The following is a 22,022-nucleotide window of genomic DNA, read 5'->3' on the forward strand; positions in this document are numbered from 1 at the left end:
GGCTTCCGCTTGCGCTGTTCATTATTACGGTACTGGCTTTGCTCGTGGCCGGCATGGCGCAGCTGCAGCAGAGCTCAGCCGGAGCCGTCAGCCTTCAGATCCAGTCCCAACGAGCATTTTTCGCGGCGGAGAGCGGCGCCCAGGCGGGTGTTGCCGAAGCCTTGTCGGGAGCAAGTTGCAGCGCAGTCAGTTCACCAAAAATATTCAGCGTCAGTGGACTCAATGGCTGTCAGGCCCTGCTCAGCTGCAGCTCTGTACAGGCAGACATCGAGGGCAACAGCGATCCGGAAACGGTATTTAACATAACAAGCACGGGGCGCTGCGGATCGGGATCGGACCTGGCTGAGCGAACCTTGGAGGTGAGAGTTAGGTGACTCCTGGTTATTTGCGTTTGTGGATTGTTCTTTTGTCGTTGGCGTCGGCCCCGGCGGCAGGGGTCGTCATTCTGTCGGGGAACGGCGACCCGGTGGGTCCGGTGACCGTAAACGTGGGTGACACGGTCGCGTTTGAAGTCACAGCTACTGAGTGTTCGAACGTCCAAGGTGGTAATTCCGTCTGGCGGGACAGCTGGTCTAACGCGGGTGAACCTGAAGAACAGGTGTTTGCAAGCAGCCCCTGCTCAGTTCCGTCGTTTGGTCGAACGTTCAGCTATTCAACCGCCGGGACCTACACGGTGAGCTATACCTCGGAGTACTGTCGAAACCTCCGGTTCTGGGGTTGCGCCACGGGTTGGGAAGACGATCAAGGCGACGACATAGTCATCATTGTTATTGATCCCAGCGCGCTTACCTGCTTTCAGGATAGTTTTTCCGTCAATACGTTAGACCCAGATAATTGGGTGACCTCTGTCTCGCGCGGCAATTTTACCCCGGGGGTCGCGTCCAATGGCCGTATGCGCATGACCGAGGCTGTAAGTAATCAGGCCACAGCCGCCACTATGCAACGGGAAATTCCGGCCGCAGATAATCTGATTATCCTTGAATTCAATTATTTCGCCTATGGCGGAAACGGAGCAGATGGCTTGGCCATTGCGCTATCCGATGCGGCGGTGACCCCACAACCGGGTAGCTATGGTGGTTCCCTCGGATACGCTCAACGAAACAATGGTGACCCTGGCTTTGCTGGAGGATGGCTTGGCATTGGGTTGGACGAATATGGTAATTTTTCCAACTCGAATGAAGGCAGAATCGGGGGACCGGGGTTCCGCCGCGACGCCGTAGCGATTCGTGGAGCGGCACCCCAATACCGCTACCTCGCGGGCACCAATTCGTTGACTCCCGGGATTGACCAACCCAACATAGCCAACCCGGCGCCACATCGTTACCGGATCACAGTAGATTCGCGATTGAGCAACCAGGCGCTGGTCTCAGTGGAACGTGATCTGACGGCTACCGGAACCGCTTATCAGACCCTGGTAGCGCCCTTCGATGCCGTCGCCCAGCCGGGGCAGCCAGCAGTACCCGAGAGCTTCCTGTTATCCCTGACCGGTTCAACAGGCGGTTCGAATAACATCCACGAGTTGGACAACGTGCAATTATGCGCCCAGAAGCTCAACCCCGTGGGCGCCCAGGTAGACCATTTTGAAATCGTCCACGATGGTACTGCTTTGACCTGTCAGCCTGAGGCTGTGACCATTCGGGCCTGTGCCGACGCCGATTGCAGCACGCTGTTCACCGACCCTGTGTCAGCGACCATGAGCCCGTCAGGCTGGGTTGGCGGCGACACCGTGACTATCACCGAGGGTGTTACAACCACCGCCATGTTGCGCCATACCACCGCTGAAACCGTGGTTCTGGATGTGGTCGGCTCACAGCCCTCGACCAGACCACAGTCCACCACGCTCTGTCAGGTGGGTGGCAGCGGCCTGAGTGCCGCCAACTGTAACCTGACCTTCCACGCCGCCGGCCTCAGCTTTGATGTTCCAGACCTGGTGGCGAACAGGACATCCGGCAGCATACAGGTCAGTGCCGTACGACAGGACGACGCCAGCCAGGCCTGCGTACCGGCTTTTGCCGACGTGACCCGCGATGTCAGCTTCTGGTCGACATTTGTGGAACCCGGCGGCGGTGGGCTTTCTGCCATGCCCTCCGTGTCAGTCTCGGGCTCCGAGGTGGGCCAGTCCCCGGCGGCAGCTACCGCCTTACCCCTCAGTTTCAATTCATCAGGTGTTGCCGAGATTGAAGTTCATTATCCCGAGGCCGGTCAGATGCAGATCGAGGCACTGTATTCCGGTACGTCAGCCACGGAAGATGAAGGTCTGACCATGCCGGGAGCCGATCTTTTCGTGAGTGTTCCCGCCGGCTTCTGTATTGAAGCTACGGAAGCCGCGGCAGCCTGTACCGGAACTCAAAGCGAATGCTCTGTTCTAACCGCGGCCGGAGATCCCTTTGATGTATCCATACGGGCTGTGGCCTGGGAAACACCCGATGAGTCGGGCGCGCAGTTCTGTACCGGAAACGGTATTACCCGGAATTTTCGGATAACCTCACTGACTCTCGGCCACGAACTGGTAGAACCGATCGGGGGAGCGGCTGGTGCGCTTGGTGTGACGGCGGTGGAAATGACCGCAGCCGATGCGGGAGTCGTGGCTTTCAGCCAGGATGTATCGGAAGTCGGTGTGTTCGCACTGGAGGTTCCAGCTGGGCAACCCTATCTGGGCAGCAGTCTTCCAAAGGGCCAGAGTGACGCGGTAGGACGCTTTACCCCGGCTTTTTTCGATATTGGTCCGGCGGCCACAATCGACGGCATTCTTGCTGCAACTTGCGATGCTGGCACGGCGTTCAGCTATACCGGGGAGGCCATGGGCTGGTCCCTGGCGCCCGATGTTCAGATTCGCGCCCTGAATCGCGATGGCAGCATCACCACAAACTATACCCATGAAGACTTCCGGAAACTGGCCGCAATCGGAGTCTCGAGGACACTGCCCACCAGGGATGACGCCCAGCTGCTCTCCGATGGCTCGGACCTCGTGCCGGTCACCTACGTCAGTGCTCCGGCGACTCTGCTTGAGGTCGGTCCAGGAGTGCTCAGTTATGGATTTTCGCAGGCGGATAAAGTCGCCTACGACAAGCTTGAGTCAACACGTCTGGCGCCTTTCACCCCCGACCTGACCCTGAGCATCGACAATATCCAGGATGCTGACGGTGTTGCGGGTATTGGCCTGCCCCGGGTCCTGTCGCCCCAGAGTTCGTTCGAGATGCGTTACGGTCGCCTGGCCATGCAGAATGTGTTTGGTCCGGAGAACATTCCGGCTCTGGAGATGCCTCTTCAGGTGGAATACTGGAACGGCGGGCGCTTCGAGCTGAATACGGTAGACAATGGATGCACCGGCTGGTCGACCACTGACATTACCGGAAGCAATGATCACCACAGCCTGGAGGCAGGGGCAGGTTCTGTCGCAGGAGGCATTGGCGGTCCGCTGGTACTTGAGCCAAGCGGCACCCAAGGCACCGATACCCTGGTTATGGACGTAGATGATTGGCTCAAGGATTTCTGGAACGGCTCGGCAACCCTGGAAAACCCCTCCGCCCTGGCCACCTTCGGGGTCTACCGGGGCCATGACCGTGTTATCGACTGGCGCGAGCGCTGAGTTCGGAATAGGGCGGACAGTGCTCAGCTGCCCGTCTGCCTTTCAGCCCTCGTCCACGTTGTCTATCCCGAGCTCATTGATCTTGCGGGTCAGCGTATTGCGGCCCCAGCCCAGCAGAATGGAGGCATCTCTGCGCCGGCCACTGGTATGTTTGAGCGCCGAGTCGATCATGATGCGCTCGAACTCGGGCACCGCGGTGTCCAGAATGCCTTTCTTGCCCCGCTTCAGTTCCTGCTCGGCCCAGCTCTGCAAACCTTCCTGCCAGGTATGGCCAACCGGGGATGCGTCCGCCTGGTGCAGCAGCTCCGGGGGAAGGTCGTCCACATGGATGTCGCGACCGCTGGCCATCACTGTCAGCCACCGGCAGGTATTCTCCAACTGGCGTACGTTGCCGGGCCAGGGCAGGGTGGTGAGGTATTCCTCGGCATCCGACCGCAAAAGCTTGGGCTCGACCGCAAGCTCCTTTGCCGCCTGCTTCAGAAAGTGCTGCATCAGCCTGGGTATGTCTTCCCGGCGCTCGGCCAGCTTGGGCAGATGCACACGGATGACATTCAGTCGATGGAACAGGTCCTCCCGAAAGGTACCAGCCTGAACCAGTTTTTCGAGGTCCTGGTGTGTCGCGGCAATGATGCGCACATCCACCTTGATGGGCGTGGTGCCCCCGACACGATAGAACTCCCCATCCGCCAGAACCCTTAGCAGCCGGGTCTGGGTGTCGGCCGGCATGTCGCCGATCTCATCCAGGAACAGGGTGCCACCGTTGGCCTGCTCAAAACGGCCCTGGCGAGCCGCCGCTGCGCCGGTGAAGGCGCCTTTCTCATGACCGAACAGTTCTGACTCGATCAGGTCCTTGGGGATGGCCGCCATATTCAGGGCAATAAAAGGGTGTTTCGCTCTGGGGCTGTGGTTATGCAGCGCCTGGGCCACCAGCTCCTTGCCCGTGCCGCTTTCGCCGTTGATCAGTACGGTGATATTGGAGTGTGCCAGACGACCGATGGCCCGGAACACCTCCTGCATCGCCGGTGCTTCACCAATGATTTCGGTGTTGCGCTGGCTGGTATCCGGAATGGGCTCAGAGATCGCCCGGCGCTCATGGCTGTGGGCCACGGCGCGCTTGGCAAGGGCCACAGCGTCGTCCACATCGAAAGGCTTGGGCAGATATTCGAAAGCACCGGTCTGATAACTGATGACGGCGCTTTCCAGGTCTGAGTGCGCCGTCATGATGATGACCGGAAGATCAGGGTGAGCTTCAACGATGCCGGCAAGCAAGGCGATGCCATCGATTCCGGGCATCCGGATATCACTGATGATGGCTTCCGGCTGCTCATGATCAAGGCGCATCAGTATGCTTTCGCCGCTCTCGAAGGTCCGCGGCTGCATGCCTGCCTGGGTCAGCGCACGTTCGAGTACCCAGCGGATGCTGCGGTCGTCATCGATGATCCAGACATTGGCCGGTTGGGTCATTGGGCGTCCTCCAAAGGCAGGAAAATAATGAAGTTGGTGCACCCGGGCTCGCTTTCGCATTCCACCAACCCGTGGTGTTGGCCGATAATGCTTTGGGTGATGGATAGCCCCAGGCCGGTGCCGTTGGCACGTCCGCTGATCATGGGGTAAAACACATTCTGCAGCAGCTCTGGGGGTATGCCGGGGCCGTTGTCGATAACATCAACCCGACACACAAGCCGGTAACGGCGGTGACCGATGGTGAACTGGCGCAGCGCCCGGGTACGGAAAATAATGTTGGGCGGCTCGCTCGGGCGGGCATCCCTGGTGTTTTCGAAGGCCGCCTCCATGGCGTTGCGGGCAATGTTGAGAAAGGCCTGAATCAGCTGTTCCTTATCGCCGGCGAATTCGGGCAGGCTGGGGTCATAATCGCGCTCGAAACGCAGCTCGCCCCGGCTTTCGGCTTCCAATAACGTCCGTACCCGTTCCAGTACCTCATGAATGTTGGTGGGTGCCATGCGCATGGCGCGGTTGGGTCCCAGCATACGGTCAACGAGGCCCCGCAAGCGGTCGGCCTCGTCAATGATAACCCGCGTGTACTCCCGCTGGCCTTCCCCGGTCAGTTCCCGGTCCAGCAACTGGGCAGCGCCACGAATACCCCCCAACGGGTTCTTTATTTCATGGGCCATGCCCCGCACCAGGATGCGTGTGGTTTCCTGCTGGGAGATAAGATCTTCCTCCCGACTGATACGGAGCAACCGGTCCCGGGGCTGGATCTCAAGGAGCAGGTCCGTTGGCTCCAGCCCGATCGGCGACACGGAATAGTCCACAGTGAACCGGGCTCCGGTAATCAGCGTGAACTCGGCTTCCCGCTTGGTATAAGACTGACCATTGCTTGCGGCTGCCTGCAGGGTGTCTAGCGCGTGATCAGAGTTGGCGAAGAGCCCTAGCACAGGCGAGTGCTGGATTCGGGTCAGGCTTGTTTCCAGCAGACTTTCGGCAGCCGGGTTCAGGTACCGGACCTGCAAGGTCGGGCTAAGCACAAGGACGGCCGTGGCCAGATTATCCAATATGTGTTTGTACCCTGCCTGTACCGACTGTTGAGCCATGCGCTTCTCCCTTGTCTATCTGCCTGCGATGCAAAAAGCGAACCAGAATGAGTCGAAACACTCATCCGGACAGATCAATGCGCTTTCAGTGGGCGAATGGCGGCCTGGAGTGGTGTTGCCGAGCCCCGCCAGTGGGCAGCTGGCAGGCCTAAGGTTGTTTTGGGACAGGACGCGCCCTCTGGTTGACCAGAGTATGGCGCGTTTATGGTGCTCGCGCACCAAAATAGTGCGCTTTAGATTTGAGGCGGGTTTGCGGGTGGAGTCAGTTCAGCACCGAGGGCCGGTGAATGGTGAACGTGATACTTTCACCTTTCTGTATGGGTCGCCCTTCGCTATCCACTACCGCTACCGAGGCTTCGTGGGTGCCCCGGAAAACATTCTGGACCGAGACACTGCCTCCGGCAGACTGGCCGACAATCTGGCCATCCAGAGAGACTTCGTACTTGTGACCCTGACGCAGGGCAGGGCTACTGGTTACACTGAACTCAATGTCGCCGCTGCCACTATGAAACGCCTCATTGTTTCCCGGGCTGGTGAACCGTATGGTCTCGTAGGGGCTTGGGTCATCCGTCTGGCGACTACGTTGATTCGCCCCGCGTTCCTCATCGGCAACTACGTCCTTCATTTTAGGTAAGGTAATGGTGGTGACCGGCTTGACCTCTACCTCCTCTGCTCCGTGGCGGGGTTCATCGGAAAACGTAACACTGCCATCGGAATCGACATGACGATAAACCTCCGCCGAGACCGGGAGGGCCAGGGTGATCAGAAGCCAGGTTGTTAGAACTCTGCCCGTTATGTCCATTATCTACACCTATGCAGGAACTGTAGTCTGATTATCGGCACAGCCTCGGGGCAATGCAATGTCGGCGACGCAGTTACCTGGTTACAGACCGTTAAAGAAGGGTACGTTCATTGACCCACAAAAAAGCCCCGCCAGTGGCGGGGCTTTGCTCGGTAGCTGTTACAGCCGGTCAGGCTGCAGCGGGGCAAGGCCCCGGATAGCGTTATACCGAGTAATACAGCTCGAACTCGACCGGGTGAGTGGTCATATTCAGGCGCTGGACTTCACCGCGTTTCAGGTCGATGTAGCCTGCAATCATGTCTTCGGTGAAGACGCCGCCACGGGTCAGGAACTCGTGGTCCGCTTCCAGGGTGTCCAGAGCTTCCTGGAAGGTTTCTGCCACAGTGGGAATGTTCAGGGCTTCTTCCTTCGGCAGGTCGTACAGGTCCTTGTCCATGGCATCGCCAGGGTGGATCTTGTTCTGGATGCCGTCGAGGCCAGCCATCAGCAGGGCTGCAAAGGCCAGATAAGGGTTGCAGGACGGGTCAGGGAAGCGCACCTCGATACGACGGCCTTTCGGGCTGTTGACGTAAGGTATACGAATCGACGCTGACCGGTTGCGGGCAGAGTAGGCTAGCATGACCGGTGCTTCAAAGCCTGGCACCAGGCGCTTGTAGCTGTTGGTGGACGCGTTGGTAAAGGCGTTGAGGCTCCTCGCGTGCTTGATAATGCCGCCAATGTAGTAAATGGCCATTTCACTCAGGCCGGCGTAGCCGTCGCCTGCGAACAGGTTGGTGCCGTCCTTGTTCAGGGACATGTGTACGTGCATGCCGGAGCCATTATCGCCAACCACTGGCTTGGGCATGAAGGTGGCGGTTTTGCCGTAGGCGTGCGCGACGTTGTGCACGCAGTACTTGAGGATCTGTACCTCGTCAGCTTTCTTCACCAGGGTGTTGGCGCCGACACCGATTTCACACTGGCCGGCCGTACCGACTTCGTGGTGGTGTACTTCGATTTCCAGACCCATGGATTCCATGGCCGCACACATGGCGCCACGCAGGTCATGCAGGCTGTCGACCGGCGGCACCGGGAAATAGCCGCCTTTGACGCCGGGACGGTGGCCGATGTTGTTACGGTCGAACTCTTCACCGGAAACCCAGGCTGCTTCTTCCGAGTGCAGGGAGTACATCGCGCCCTGCATGTCGATCTTCCAGCGCGCTGAGTCAAATACGAAGAACTCGGGCTCAGGGCCAAACAGGGCGCCATCGGCCAGGCCGGTAGACTTCAGGTAGTCTTCCGCACGACGGGCAACCGAGCGGGGGTCGCGCTCGTAGCCCTGCATGGTGGTGGGTTCAACGATGTCGCAGGTAATGTTGACGGTCGTCTCTTCGGTAAACGGGTCAATAACCGAGCTGCTGTCGTCGGGCATAAGAATCATGTCGGATTCGTTGATGCCTTTCCAGCCGGCAATGGAGGAGCCGTCGAACATCTTGCCGTCAGCAAAGAAGTCCTCATCCGCTTCGGTGGCGGGAATGGTCACGTGCTGCTCTTTACCACGGCTGTCGGTGAACCGCATATCGATCCACTTGACTTCGTGTTCTTTGATCAGATCAATCGTCTTTGACATTGTGCATACTCCGTATGTTGCCCGCCGGGCGGGAGAGTTCTGTGTTCGTCGTGCCGGATCGGTGTTGTGCCCAGGCGTAGGCTTGGCTCCGACATCCGACCTGTTTCTCAGGTTGGGGCAGCTTAGCAAAAGCCTCTTCTGCTTGCCTGTAAATTCGGCTGAGTAGGTTTAAGCAATCCGCTTGCCAATTTCGGTGCAAATGCTCCAGAAGAGCGCAGTGAAGCGTGATTCGCGCCTTTGTGAAACCGCAGGCGCTACGCAAGGACTGCTGGCTGAAGGATTACCTGCACTAATAGTGTGCAAACAGGTGTTCAGTGCCCAAAAATGATGCAGTGTGGATTCTGTGCATAATGATCAAGGGTAAAAAGAACGGGGCCTGGACGCCAAGCGCACTGGAATAAATCAGTAGACTGTACCATCCACTAATACATCGGCATATCCCTACATAGTTACGGGCGCGAGTTTCCTATATACTGCGCGGCCCGGATCGGCCTGTACATGTTCCAAGTACGTCAGCCGTCGGACCCTTTATCAGATTTGAGATGGCATGCGCGTGGCAGCAAGACTGCGACCAGACGATCCTCTCAGGTCCTCATGCATGCCGCAGGATACCGTTGTGATTGAGAAACTTCGTAATATCGCCATTATTGCCCACGTTGACCATGGCAAGACCACGCTTGTGGACAAATTGCTGCGTCAATCCGGAACGCTGGATCGTAAGGAGCTCGAGAGTGAGCGCGTTATGGATTCCAATGATCAGGAAAAAGAGCGTGGCATTACCATTCTTGCCAAAAACACGGCACTGAAGTGGAAAGACTACGACATCAACATCGTCGATACCCCGGGCCACGCCGACTTCGGTGGTGAAGTCGAACGGGTGATGAGCATGGTTGACTGCGTGTTGCTGGTGGTCGATTCCATCGACGGCCCCATGCCGCAGACCCGTTTTGTGACCCAGAAGGCATTCGATGCCGGACTGCGTCCGATCGTCGTGGTAAACAAGATCGACCGTCCTGGCGCGCGCCCGGACTGGGTGGTGGATCAAGTGTTCGACCTGTTCGATAACCTGGGCGCCACCGACGAGCAGCTGGACTTCCCGATTGTATTCGCCAGTGCCCTCAACGGCATTGCAGGCTTGGACCACGAAAACCTGGCCGATAATATGGATGCCGTGTTCCAGGCGATCGTTGATCATGTGCCTGCGCCGAACGTCGATATGGACGGGCCATTCCAGATGCAGATTTCCCAGCTGGACTACAACAGCTTCCTGGGTGTCATCGGTATCGGTCGCATCGCGCGGGGCAGAATCAAGACCAATTCGCCGGTAACCGCTATTGGTGCCAATGGCAAGAAGCGTAACGGGCGCATCCTCAAAATCATGGGGCACTCCGGTCTGCACCGGGTCGAAGTGGATGAGGCCCAGGCCGGTGACATTATCTGCGTCAGCGGCATGGACGAGCTGTTCATCTCCGACACCCTGTGCGATCCCGCTCACGTAGAGGCGCTTCCGCCGCTGACTGTTGACGAACCCACTGTTTCCATGACCTTCCAGGTGAACGACTCACCGTTTGCGGGCAGGGAAGGCAAATTCGTTACCAGTCGCAACATCAGGGAGCGGCTGGAAAAGGAGCTGCTGCACAACGTAGCCCTGCGCGTCGAAGAAGGCGAGTCGGCCGACAAGTTCAAGGTGTCTGGTCGCGGTGAGCTGCATCTGTCGGTTCTTATCGAGAACATGCGGCGCGAAAACTTCGAGCTGGCCGTTGGCCGACCCGAAGTGGTCATCCGCGAGGTCGACGGTGTGAAGCAGGAGCCCTATGAGAATGTCATCGTTGACATCGAGGAGCAGCACCAGGGTGCCACCATGGACCAGATGGGCCTTCGCAAGGGCGATCTGACCAATATGGTGCCGGATGGCAAGGGCCGTATGCGCCTGGAATACACCATTCCGGCCCGTGGCCTGATTGGATTCCGAAATACCTTCCTGACCATGACCTCAGGCACCGGCATTCTGACCTCGACATTCAGCCATTACGGTCCGATCAAACTCGGCGACGTCACCAGTCGCCAGAATGGCGTGCTGGTCTCCATGGCAACTGGTACCGCTCTGACCTACTCTCTGGAAACCCTCCAGAGCCGCGGCAAGCTGTTCCTCGATCCCGGCCAGGAGGTGTATGAAGGCCAGTTGTGTGGTATCCACAGTCGTGACAACGATCTGGTGCTCAACCCGACCAAGGGCAAGAAACTCGACAACATGCGCGCCTCCGGCAAGGATGAAGTCATTGCCTTGGTGCCTCCGGTCAAGTTCACCCTGGAGCAGGCGCTGGAGTTCATCGACGACGACGAGCTGGTTGAAGTGACGCCCAAATCGATCCGTCTGCGCAAGAAGTTTCTCAAGGAAAACGAGCGCAAGCGCGCCAGCAAGAAAACCTGAGCCTGAGGCTCAAAAAGGCGGCCAGATGGCCGCCTTTTTTATGGGCGTGCTGCTGCCTAAAGGGCGGTGCGAAACAGGGGGCGGCGACCGGGAGCAGTTTTACTGGCGGGCTGGAGTTGCGGTATCAGAGCTGGCATGCTTGGCTTCTGGTATGGTCATGCCCAAATCAAAAGCGGCATCGCTGGTTGCGATCGGCCTATTCACGGGACTGAACTTTTGAGAGTGGAAGAGCAATGCTGACCCTTTATCCGGAGCTGAAACCCTACGCTGTCCACCGGCTCGCGGTGGACCCGCCGCACGATCTGTATATAGAAGAGAGCGGTAACCCTGATGGCCTTCCGGTACTGGTCGTCCACGGTGGCCCTGGCGGAGGCTGTGAGGAGTATTATCGACGCTTCTTTGATGCCGAACGCTATCGGATCATTATGATGGACCAGCGTGGAGCCGGACGCTCGACACCCTTGGCCGAACTTGAGGGAAACACCACCACCCGGCTTGTCGAAGACATGGAGCGCGTCCGGGAACTGCTGGGTGTTGAGCGTTGGGTGCTCTTTGGTGGCAGTTGGGGTTCGACCCTGAGCCTCGTCTATGCCCAGGCCCATCCGGACCGGGTTCTCGGGTTGATTCTCCGGGGTATTTTTCTCTGTCGTCCGAAAGATATTCACTGGTTTTACCAGGACGGTGCCAACCGCGTGTTTCCGGACTACTGGGAGGATTTCCTGGGGCCCATACCTGAATCCGAGCGTGGAGCTCTGGTCGAGGCGTATTATCGGCGTCTGACCAGTTCCAACGAGCTGGAGCAGATACAGGCAGCCAAGGCCTGGTCCATTTGGGAAGGCCGCTGTGCAACGCTCCATCCCAATCCCCGGGTCGTGGAGCATTTCGGCCACCCCCATGTGGCCATAGCCCTGGCGCGTATCGAGTGCCACTACTTCATGAATAATGCCTTCCTGGAGCCGGACCAGATTCTGCGCAATGCCCGCCAGCTAGCGGGTATTCCCGGCATTATTGCCCACGGGCGCTACGACATGGTCTGTCCTCTGGACAACGCCCTGGCCTTGAGTGAGGTCTGGCCCGAGGCCGACCTCAGGATTATCCGTGACGCTGGCCATTCCGCATCGGAGCCTGCCATTATTGACACCCTCATGCGAGCCTGTGATGAGCTCGCGGACCAGCTGGAAGGGCGGGTCTGAGAGTCGGCCCGGGATGAGCATTGCGACGCCGGGAGCAAGGCGCTATTCTTCTGGGCACGATTGGTCTTCTAAACGGGATGTAAATGAAGGGCTTAGTACAACGTGTAAGCAGTGCCAGCGTTACCGTTGAAGGCGAATTGATTGGCGATATATCGGCCGGACTGCTTCTTCTCCTCGGTATAGAGCGTCATGACGGGCCTGACCAGGTCCGAGCCCTTTGCCGCAAGATCCTTACCTACCGTATTTTCCCCGACCCTACCGGTCGTATGAATCTCAGCCTGCTTGATACGCAGGGCGAGCTACTTGTTGTTCCCCAGTTTACCCTCGCTGCCGACACCGGCTCGGGCACCCGACCGGGCTTCTCGGCGGCCGCTCCGCCCGACAAGGCCAGATCTCTTTTTGAACTTTTTACTCAAGAGGCCCGGGATCAATTGGGTGGCGGTAAAGTCAGAATCGGCCGGTTCGGCGCCGATATGAAAGTGGCCTTGATCAATGACGGCCCGGTGACCTTTCTGCTGGAAGCCACGTCTGCGCCAACTTAGGGCGCCCAATGCAGGAGGGCACTTCCTTGGGGCGCCCGGCCTCCGTCCATTACCGGTGACCCAGGATGACGGCCGGTTTAACGTATTGATAAGTAATGGTTTAACCAGGATTGGCCCTGTATTTGTACTAAGATTAATTAACAGAAAGGTCAGACTGAAGAATATGACGTGATCGTAGGCTCTGTCACAAAACTGACAAAAACTTCTGCTAAAAAGGTTTGCATAAAGCGGAAGGTTGTAATAAAAATAGCGCATCATTACTTTCTTTAAGTTGCGCATGTAAGTAATTGAACAATATCAAATAGCGTTACCTCTTGCGTTGCCTTGATATTTTTCAAGGTCAAGCCTGGTAGCACAGGTTCATGATAAACGACTGAAACTGTCGAGCAGAGGGAACCGGTCCGAGAACTTTCTGATTATTTACAAAATGTCATGAAACTGACATTTTACCGATCCAGAATCGGGCGCTATGACAAGCCTGATCATTAAGAAAGCGGGGCCAACCCCGTCGCTAAAACCTGAATTAACTCCATATAGGAAGACGCAAAAATGAAGAAGACCCTGATCGCTACGGCTATCGCTGCAGTTGCTTTCTCTGGCACCGCCATGGGCCAGGCTACCGCTACCAGCGCTGATTCTCGGGCAGACGAACTGGCTGCACGCATGGACTCCATGCCGCAAGTTTACGGTAACATCCAGTACGCAATCGCTTACGACGACATCGACGGCGGCCCGAGCACTCTGGAGCACTTCGATAACGGTACCACGCTGGGGGTTTCCCACGAGCACGACTTTGCCCCAGGCGTTACCGGCTTTTTCAAGCTGGAACTGGAAGGTATCAACGCAGACGACAAAGCTCGTAGCAATGGCATTGACGGCCTCGACGAAGCCTACATCGGTGTCAAGGGCGACAACTTCGGCCAGATCTGGATCGGTTCTGACGACTCTACCTATGAGCGCGCGGTTGACGAGATTTCCCAATACTACGAAGTAGCCATCCTGAACATCGGCGCTGACTACACCACTGGCGAAGGCGATCTGGTCCAGTATATGTCTCCCAGCTTCGGCGGCCTGAAGTTGATGGCCGCGGTTGAGGTTCGCGGTGACGGCGAGCCGGGCGTAGATGACAGCCGTTTCCCGTTCCAGCTGGCAGCCATTTACTCCGTTGACGCTCTGGAGCTGGCGGTAGCCATGGACTCCAACGATAACGGCGATGGCAACAGTGAAAACAGCTATGGCCTGCGTGCCAGCTACGACATGGATAACTTCCGTGTGACCGGCGAGTACCACACCCGTAGCGACTCGTCTGACACCATCGGTGTGATTGGCTACTACACGCTGGGCGCGAACACCTTTGCGCTGTCATACGAGATGGCGGAAGCTGACAACAGCGACCTCGAGCGTGACACCATCACCTTCCAGGCCCTGCATAACCTGTCTGACCACATGTACGTGTACTTCGAAGGCTACCTGGGTGGTGGTGATGATGTTTACCTGTACAACGAGAATGGTGCAGTTGATGACGCCGCTGATGCGATTGGCGTATCCGATGAACGTTCCATCGCGTCTATCGGTGCTGTTTACTACTTCTAATGACGGCTTGAGTCTGACTTGAAGTTGTAGCCAAGCCGGCGGTCCTCGGACCGCCGGTTTTTTATTGTGCCGCTTTTATGTGCTTCGGGTTTCTTCCAACACCCGTTCGTTATGCCTTCCTCAATACACCAGCCGTTCTGCTAACATGCTTATCTGTACTTCTCTCAAGGAGCGCCCATGGCGCAGGAGCTGGAAATCAAACTCACGGTGGTGCCGGCCGGTCTGGAGCAGGCCTATGGCTGGTTTGAAAACCAGAGTTGCGCGAACTCGGGTGAGGCGCGTGAGCTGGTCAATCAGTACTATGATACGCCCAAAGCTGAGCTGAACCGGCAGCGAGCAGCGCTGCGGGTTCGGGATACCGGAGACGGCTTCATACAGACCCTGAAAACCCAGGGAGACTTCTCCAATGGTGCCCATCGCCGGCAGGAGTGGGAGTGGCCGCTACTGGGGCGTGACCTGAACATAGGCCTGCTGGCGGATACACCGCTTGGGGAGGGGGTCAATCTTGCAGAGCTTGAGCCTGTGTTCGAAACCAATTTCCGGCGCCGTACCCTCATGCTTGATGACGGGAGAGCTTCCATCGAGTGCGCTTTTGATGCGGGGGTGATCCGCGCTAGTGACACGGACTGGCCGCTGCATGAAATTGAGCTTGAACTGAAAGGAGGAGACGAGGCTTCTCTATTATATTGGGCAAGCAAACTGGCCCAGGATGTGCCCGTCTTCCTGAACCTGATCAGTAAAGCAGAGCAGGGCTACTACCGGGCTGGTTTACACCGTCCCCAACTGGCTGCTGATAAAGCGCCCCTTGAGCGGTTTTTGAAATCGCTCAGTCTGTTGTGGCTGAAGGAGGAGGGTGTCGCGGACGTGCTGGATGCCCTTGCTGCCGTTGAGCCGCTGGCAAAGAGCGCAAACTGCGCCGTGGAGCTTGCCTGGTTGCGCCAGCGTCTCGAAGATCAGCCAAAGGGCATTTTTGAGGACCGGCGCCTCGGGCAGTTCCAGCTTCTGTTGGTGGACCAGAACGAAGCCGGCTGATCAGGCCGTCGTACCGCCTTAGTATCAGGCAAGATAAACTAAACCCAGAGACAGAGGTTTGCATCATGTCAGAGCCCTGGAAAGCCGTTCCGGAACTTTTGCAGGACGATATTGCTGAGGCCTGGTCCGAGCTTGAGCGCGAAGGCCGCGTCGCCACTTGGAAGGGGCTGAATGACTCTGACATTGTGCAGGCCATGGCACGAAGCGTTTTCCTGCAACAGGGCATCGTCAGGCATCCCGGAGCAGTGGAACGTATGTTGAGTGCGAGGCCTCTCTCAGAGGTGGTCAGTCCGGAGTTCGTGGCGCAGCGATGGCAGGACTATCTGGCAGAGGTGGATGATGAGCCCGAGCTGCACCGTGCCCTGCGTCGGTTCCGCCATGAAACCCAGTTTCGTATCATCTGGCGGGACGTCTTGGGCTGGTCCGATCTGCACGAGACCATGGCCGCCACCAGCGCCCTGGCTGACACCTGTATCCAGGGAGCGCTGGACTGGCTTTATGAAGATAGCTGCGTGCACTCCGGTACCCCCTGGGGCCCTGACCCGGTGACCGGCGAGCCGGCTCCCCAGCGCATGGTTGTCCTGGGCATGGGTAAGCTCGGCGGGCGCGAGCTTAATGTGTCGTCGGATATCGACCTGATTTTCGCTTTCCCTGGCAAGGGCGAAACCAGGGGAGGGAAGCGCGCACTCGATAACGGACAATTCTTTATTCGTCTGGGACAGCGGCTGGTTCAGGCACTGGACCAGAGAACCGCCGACGGCTTCGTGTTCCGGGTCGACATGCGGTTGCGGCCCTACGGCCAGAGTGGTGCCCTTGCGCTGAGCTTTTCGGCGCTTGAAACCTACTACCAGGACCAGGGGCGGGACTGGGAACGCTATGCCATGGTCAAGGCCCGAGTCGTGGCCGGAGACCAGAAAGCCGGCGCGGTTCTCATGGAAAGCCTGCGACCCTTCGTCTACCGCAAGTACGTCGATTTCAGTGCTTTTGAGTCCCTACGCAGTATGAAGTCGATGATCAATCGTGAGGTACGGCGGAAGGGGCTGGATAACAACATCAAGTTGGGCCGTGGCGGAATCCGTGAAATCGAATTCGTGGTGCAGGCCTTCCAGCTCATCCGGGGCGGCAGGGATCGGGAATTGCAGCAGCGTGAACTGCTGAATATTCTGCCTGAACTGGCGAACCTGGACCTCCTGCCGATTGAAGTGGTTACCGAGCTGAGCGAGGCCTATATTTTCCTGCGTGATCTTGAGCACGCGCTCCAGGGCATCGAAGACAAGCAGACCCAACTCCTTCCCGACGAGCCCGGGATGCAGGCCAGGGTGGCTCTGATCATGGGATATGAAAGCTGGCAGGACTGCGTTGCAGCCCTTGACCAGCACCGGGACCGGGTTGCCCACCATTTTGCCGATATCATTACCCTGGAAGAGGACGAAGAGGCCGGTGCTGAGCTGGATGAGGCCTGGCAGGAGCTCTGGCTGGGCGAGATGGACGATGAGGCTGCTGCCACCTGGCTCGACGACCACGGCTTTGAGGATCCCGACACCAGTCTCAAGGCACTTACAAAATTGCGCAAAGGTCGGCCGGTGCAGACCATGCAGACCCAGGGCCGCCGGCGCCTGAACCAGTTCATGCCGGTATTGCTTGAAACCCTGACCCAGGTGGATAAGCCCTCACAAACCCTGGCCCGGGTACTCCATCTGGTGGAGGCGGTTTTGCGGCGCACCGCTTACCTCGTGCTGCTGCTGGAAAACCCGGGCGCCTCGACCCAGCTTGTCAGGCTCTGCAGTGAAAGCCCCTGGATTGCCCGCCAGCTGGCCGAAACGCCCCTGTTGCTGGATGAGCTTCTCAATGCGGAGAACCTCTATCATCCGCCTGCCAAAAGTGAGTTGCTCGATGACCTGCGCCAGCAGATGCTACGGATTCCGTTCGAGGATCTGGAAGAGCAGATGGAGTCTCTGCGCCATTTCAAGAAGGCGCATATATTGCGGGTCGCGGCATCGGAGCTTCGCGGTACCCTGCCTCTGATGAAGGTAAGCGATTACCTGACCTGGATTGCGGAAGTGGTGCTGGATCACGTGGTGGACGTGGCCTTCGCCAACCTGGTTGCCCGCCATGGCCGTCCCCGGCGGGCGGACGGCTCAGGCTGCGAGACCGATTTCGCTGTTATCGGCTACGGCAAGCTTGGGGGGATCGAGCTGGGCTATACCTCAGACCTGGACCTGGTCTTTGTCAGCAGCGCCGACCCCCAGCAGATCACGGACGGCGACAAGCCCATCGACAACGCCGTGTTCTACACCCGCCTGGGCCAACGCATTGTTCATATCCTGAGCACCCAGACGCCCTCTGGGCAGCTGTATGAAGTGGATATGCGGCTGCGCCCCTCGGGGAACTCCGGCCTGCTGGTCAGCACCCTGACGTCATTTGAGAAATACCAGCGCAACGATGCCTGGACCTGGGAGCACCAGGCACTTGCCCGGGCCCGTGGTGTCGCAGGTTGCCCCGAGACCCTTGAGTCGTTCGAACGACTGCGCCACGATCTGCTTTGCCAGCAGCGGGATCACGAAAAGCTGCGCCAGGAAGTGATCGATATGCGCGAACGCATGCGAACCAACCTTGGCACGCCCCAGTCAGACCAGCGGCCCGCCGAGGTGTTTCACCTCAAGCATGACAGGGGCGGCATTATCGACATCGAGTTCATGGTCCAGTATCTGATGCTGGCGCATTCGGCAAAACACCCCGAGCTTACCCAGTGGACCGATAATATCCGCCAACTGGAGGAATTGGGGCGGGCCGGCCTTCTGCCGGTTGCGGACACGGAGCAGCTCAGGGAAGCCTACATTACATTACGATCGACCATCCATCGGCGAGCGCTGCAGAACCACAACAGTCAGGTCGGTGCTGATGAGTTCAGGGCCGAGCGGGACTATATCGCTCAGGTCTGGGACCGCGTCATGCTCGGGACCTAGCCCTTCGTCAGCCCCGATTTTCCTGCTAGAATGCGGCTTTTCCGAACTACGCCTGCTTGAGGAGCACAGCAAATGTCGATGGCGGATCGCGACGGCCTTATCTGGCTGGACGGTGAAATGGTTCCCTGGCGCGACGCCAAGGTGCACGTGCTGACCCATACCCTGCACTACGGGCTGGGCTGTTTTGAGGGCGTGCGGGCGTATAACACCAGCAAGGGTCCGGCTATTTTCCGCCTGCAACAGCATACCGATCGTCTGTTCCGTTCGGCCCATATTCTCAACATGAAAATGCCTTTCTCCAAGGATGAGGTCAACGAAGCCCAGCTTCGGGCGGTTCGCGACAACAACCTAGATGAGGCCTATCTCCGGCCGATGGTGTTCTACGGGGCCGAGGGCATGGGCCTGCGGGCGGATAACCTGAAAGTGCATCTAATGGTGGCAGCCTGGAGCTGGCCCTCCTACATGTCGCCCGAGGCGAAAGAGCTTGGCATCAAGGTTCGCACCTCGTCATACACGCGGCACCATGTGAACATCACCATGTGCAAGGCGAAAGCCAACGGCAACTATATGAATTCCATGCTGGCGCTGAACGAAGCCATCGCGAGCGGGTGTGAGGAAGCGCTGCTGCTGGACAACGAAGGCTACGTGGCGGAGGGCTCCGGCGAGAACGTCTTTATCCTGCGTGATGGCGTCCTGCACACGCCGGAACTGACCTCTTGCCTGGAAGGCATAACCCGCCAGACCATCATGGACTTCTGTAAAGAGCTTGATATTCCGGTTCGGGAGCGTCGCATTACCCGGGACGAGGTCTATGTCGCGGACGAGGCCTTCTTCACAGGAACGGCAGCCGAAGTTCTGCCCATCCGCGAGCTGGATGGCAGACTGATTGGCACGGGCAAGCGCGGACCATTAACCGAGAAGCTGCAGTCCATGTATTTCGATGCTGTCAAAGGCAAGCGTGAGGCCAACAGTAGCTGGCTCTCCTTTGTCTGAAGCAAGGCTGTTCCCGGGATCCATCCAGTTCAGAAAACCAGCGAGTATAGTTATGGCAGACGTAATCAAGGTGCCGGTTTCGTTCGGCGAAGTTCTCGACAAGATCACCATTCTGGAAATCAAGTCCGAGCGCATGGCAGACCCCCAGAAGGTAAGGAATGTTCGTCTGGAGCTTGATGAGCTGAGCCAGACCTGGGACGCGGCAGTGACAGACCCGGGCGCAATTGCCGGCCTCCGCAGTCAACTCAAGGCGGTCAACGAAGAGCTTTGGGTGATTGAGGATGACATCCGGGACCAGGAAGCGGCGCAGGATTTCGGGCCCCGGTTTATCGAGCTGGCCCGTGCGGTTTACGTGACCAACGACAAACGTGCCGCAATAAAGAAAGAGATCAACCTCGCCCTTGGATCACGGTTTGTGGAAGAGAAATCCTACCAGGACTATACCGCGAAGAAGTAAAGGCCGGTTGCCCCGGCTGCCATGGAAGCTGGCTGTCCTGAAAGAGGGTCAGGTTGCTTCCGGTTCCTGCTTAGTCTCCTTTCCCATCCCGTGCTCGGCCACCCACCGGTCGAGCATGGCCGTTACATCCGCTACGGTCACCATTTCCATGGCCCCCTCAAACTCCGCCTTTGCGCCCCACCGGGCCTGCTCGACGGTTTTGCCGGTAAATCTCTGGAGCGCTTCCGGGTAACGGTTAACGCACCATTTCAGGGAGCCGTAGGGTCCTGAGCGATAGGGGTTACTGGCCGCGAACAGCCCGATCACATCGGTACCCATGGCACTGGCGATATGGGCGGGGCCAGTGTCAGGGGCGACCACCACGTCCGCCTGACCCAGCAGGGCAGTCAGCTGCTTGAGCGTGTCCTGGCCGCAAATGTTATGGGCCTTTCGGGTCATGGCAGCCTCTATGGCAGCGCAGAACCGGAGCTCAAACTCGGCCGGACTGCCCACCAGAACCACCTTCATGCCGTGCCGTTCAATGGCATAATCCGCCAGGCGGGCGTAGTGGTCGGACGGCCAGTTACGCAGGGTATGGCTGGCGCAGGGGCTGATGACCAGATTTAGCCGCTGCGGGTCCAGGTGCTCGCGGGCGAAGGCCTCATCGTGTTCTCGCAGGGGAATGAACCAGCGGGGCGGGGCTGCTTCGAGCCCGATCGGCTCAAGAAAACTCGCCAGGGCGTCCCGGACGTGCTGGCCATGCACCGGTGCTATCCGGCGGTTGATAAACAGGCTGTGCAGGTCCTTGCTGCGAGCCTTGTCGTAGCCCACTTTGACCCTGGCCGGAATCAGCGCCGCGGCGATGTTTGCCCGAAAGGCCACCTGCATGTGCAGGAGTACGTCAAACCGTCGCCCCTTCATGCTGCGACGTAACTCGGCATAGCCCTGTCGCCCTGCTTTCTTGTCAAAAATGACGAATTCCACTCCCGGCAGATCGCCGATCAGCCTGGCTTCGAGCTTGCCGATGACCCAGGTGATTCGGACACCCGGAAGATGCTCCTGAAGGCTGAGGACCACAGGAATCACGTGAGTTACATCGCCCAGTGCCGACAGCCTGAGAATGCAGATGGAGTTGATGTCATGAGGGCTGCGCTGTGGCAAGTTGGCGTCCGTTGCGATTCTTTCATTGGCTACTGTAGAGCCAGAGGAATGGGGTTGTTAAACTGTCGCCATTCTAGCGTACTCCCCTGACAAGGTGGCCAGGGCTTGTAAAATAATTGGGTTTTTCGGTTATGGTGTCATCTCAGAAGTCTGGAAACAAATGTGAGTCCGGCACCGGCAGGTGCTCAATACTTCGCGCTCCGGGTTATGAACAGATCGATGAACAATGGTTCTCCCCCACTTTTTGGGCAGACAAGGCGCAGCCGGTTGAGAAGGGCGGGCGGGGAGGAGCCTGGTTTATCGATCGGGAACCTTCCAGTTTGGTCCTCCGTCATTATAGACGAGGCGGGGCTGTGGCTAAGCTGATAGAAAAGACCTATCTATTTACAGGCTTTGATCGCACGAGATCACACGCCGAGTTTAAGTTGCTAAATCATCTCTTCGCGCTTGGGCTCCCGGTTCCGGAACCTGTTAGTGCCTTGGCATGTTTACATGGACTTCTCTGGTACCAAGCTGCAATTATGCTGAAGCGCATACCTGGTGCGGTCACGTTCTTTTCTAGCACACATTTATGCGAACCATCTCTCTGGGAAGAGCTGGGGTATGTGATACGCCGCTTCCACGACCATGGGTTAAACCACGTCGATCTGAATTGTGATAACGTGCTAATTGCTTCTGAGAAAATATATATCATCGACTTTGATCGCTGCCGGGTCGTTCCTCAAAGCCGGAATGTGTTAGACGCAAATTGGAAGCGGCGGAATATCGAACGCCTCCATAGATCGATCCGAAAGCGATGTCCGGAGCGATGCTTATCGAAGCAGCCCAAGCTTTGGCAACACTTTCTGAAAGCTTACCACCACCATCAGTAAAGAACTGATCCAGCCAAATGACAACACTCGAGCTTAAAGAAGAACTTCATTCAAATATTCGCCGAACGCGCATCACCTACTTGGCCACAATTGACGGGGAGACGGCAGCATTAAAGTGCTACAAGCGGCCTTTTTTCGGGCTGATCCACTGTATCAGGGCCTTGCGTCGTGGAAAACTTATCAGGCGCGCGGGTGGGCCCGTGCCTCCCATCGTTTTTTCGGGTTGGGTGGCTTCTGAAAAATGCTTTGGCTTT

At 57.9% G+C, this 22,022-nt stretch carries 16 protein-coding genes; 11 read left to right on the top strand and 5 right to left on the bottom strand.

Annotated elements, in window-relative coordinates; translation table 11 throughout:
* The first annotated feature begins 370 nt into the window (after window positions 1-370).
* Window positions 371-3,589, top strand: coding sequence for a DUF6701 domain-containing protein (locus G7W63_RS13205; protein ID WP_166258846.1), 3,219 nt, complete (start codon window positions 371-373; stop codon window positions 3,587-3,589).
* 42 nt (window positions 3,590-3,631) lie between these two features.
* Here G7W63_RS13205 and ntrC read toward each other — a convergent pair whose 3' ends face one another.
* The 4 genes from ntrC to glnA form a co-directional block, all read right to left on the bottom strand.
* On the bottom strand, window positions 3,632-5,053 hold the full coding sequence (ntrC, locus tag G7W63_RS13210) for a nitrogen regulation protein NR(I) (RefSeq protein WP_166258848.1): 1,422 nt from the start codon (window positions 5,051-5,053) through the stop codon (window positions 3,632-3,634).
* On the bottom strand, window positions 5,050-6,141 hold the full coding sequence (gene glnL, locus G7W63_RS13215) for a nitrogen regulation protein NR(II) (protein ID WP_166258851.1): 1,092 nt from the start codon (window positions 6,139-6,141) through the stop codon (window positions 5,050-5,052). The genes ntrC and glnL overlap by 4 nt, the downstream gene beginning before the upstream one ends.
* A gap of 262 nt (window positions 6,142-6,403) precedes the next feature.
* The gene (locus G7W63_RS13220) at window positions 6,404-6,943 is read right to left on the bottom strand and encodes a DUF4124 domain-containing protein (protein WP_166258854.1); all 540 of its coding nucleotides are present in this window, start codon (window positions 6,941-6,943) and stop codon (window positions 6,404-6,406) included.
* A 202-nt stretch (window positions 6,944-7,145) separates the two neighbouring features.
* Entirely contained in the window at window positions 7,146-8,549 is a 1,404-nt protein-coding gene (gene glnA / locus G7W63_RS13225) for a glutamate--ammonia ligase (RefSeq protein WP_166258857.1), read from the bottom strand.
* Between the two features lie 616 nt (window positions 8,550-9,165).
* Between glnA and typA the strand changes: the two genes are divergently transcribed.
* The 9 genes from typA to G7W63_RS13270 all read left to right on the top strand — a co-directional run bounded on the left by typA (window position 9,166) and on the right by G7W63_RS13270 (window position 19,756).
* Complete coding sequence (gene typA / locus G7W63_RS13230) at window positions 9,166-10,980, top strand: translational GTPase TypA (RefSeq protein ID WP_166258860.1); 1,815 nt, start codon at window positions 9,166-9,168, stop codon at window positions 10,978-10,980.
* A gap of 25 nt (window positions 10,981-11,005) precedes the next feature.
* Window positions 11,006-11,200: a hypothetical protein gene (locus G7W63_RS13235; protein WP_166258863.1), complete on the top strand. Its 195-nt coding sequence runs from the start codon at window positions 11,006-11,008 to the stop codon at window positions 11,198-11,200.
* A 13-nt stretch (window positions 11,201-11,213) separates the two neighbouring features.
* Window positions 11,214-12,173, top strand: a complete 960-nt coding sequence (gene pip / locus G7W63_RS13240) for a prolyl aminopeptidase (protein ID WP_166258865.1) — start codon at window positions 11,214-11,216, stop codon at window positions 12,171-12,173.
* Between the two features lie 83 nt (window positions 12,174-12,256).
* Entirely contained in the window at window positions 12,257-12,715 is a 459-nt protein-coding gene (dtd, locus tag G7W63_RS13245) for a D-aminoacyl-tRNA deacylase (protein WP_166258868.1), read from the top strand.
* A 549-nt stretch (window positions 12,716-13,264) separates the two neighbouring features.
* On the top strand, window positions 13,265-14,308 hold the full coding sequence (locus G7W63_RS13250; protein ID WP_166258871.1) for a porin: 1,044 nt from the start codon (window positions 13,265-13,267) through the stop codon (window positions 14,306-14,308).
* Between the two features lie 177 nt (window positions 14,309-14,485).
* On the top strand, window positions 14,486-15,340 hold the full coding sequence (locus G7W63_RS13255) for a CYTH domain-containing protein (RefSeq protein WP_166258874.1): 855 nt from the start codon (window positions 14,486-14,488) through the stop codon (window positions 15,338-15,340).
* 65 nt (window positions 15,341-15,405) lie between these two features.
* Window positions 15,406-18,306 (top strand): bifunctional [glutamate--ammonia ligase]-adenylyl-L-tyrosine phosphorylase/[glutamate--ammonia-ligase] adenylyltransferase, encoded by a 2,901-nt coding sequence (gene glnE, locus G7W63_RS13260; RefSeq protein WP_166258876.1) that lies wholly within the window; start codon window positions 15,406-15,408, stop codon window positions 18,304-18,306.
* A gap of 72 nt (window positions 18,307-18,378) precedes the next feature.
* Window positions 18,379-19,299 carry a branched-chain amino acid transaminase gene (locus tag G7W63_RS13265; RefSeq protein ID WP_166258879.1) on the top strand — a complete coding sequence of 307 codons (921 nt, stop codon included), beginning with the start codon at window positions 18,379-18,381 and terminating at the stop codon, window positions 19,297-19,299.
* 52 nt (window positions 19,300-19,351) lie between these two features.
* Entirely contained in the window at window positions 19,352-19,756 is a 405-nt protein-coding gene (locus G7W63_RS13270) for a DUF6165 family protein (RefSeq protein WP_166258882.1), read from the top strand.
* 48 nt (window positions 19,757-19,804) lie between these two features.
* Here G7W63_RS13270 and G7W63_RS13275 read toward each other — a convergent pair whose 3' ends face one another.
* Entirely contained in the window at window positions 19,805-20,872 is a 1,068-nt protein-coding gene (locus tag G7W63_RS13275; RefSeq protein WP_166259157.1) for a glycosyltransferase family 9 protein, read from the bottom strand.
* A gap of 155 nt (window positions 20,873-21,027) precedes the next feature.
* Here G7W63_RS13275 and G7W63_RS13280 point away from each other — a divergent pair, with 155 nt between their 5' ends.
* The gene (locus G7W63_RS13280; RefSeq protein WP_166258885.1) at window positions 21,028-21,768 is read left to right on the top strand and encodes a 3-deoxy-D-manno-octulosonic acid kinase; all 741 of its coding nucleotides are present in this window, start codon (window positions 21,028-21,030) and stop codon (window positions 21,766-21,768) included.
* Window positions 21,769-22,022: the final 254 nt, after the last annotated feature.

This window comes from Marinobacter salicampi, from assembly GCF_011074795.1.
In the GTDB taxonomy this organism is placed as follows: domain Bacteria; phylum Pseudomonadota; class Gammaproteobacteria; order Pseudomonadales; family Oleiphilaceae; genus Marinobacter; species Marinobacter salicampi.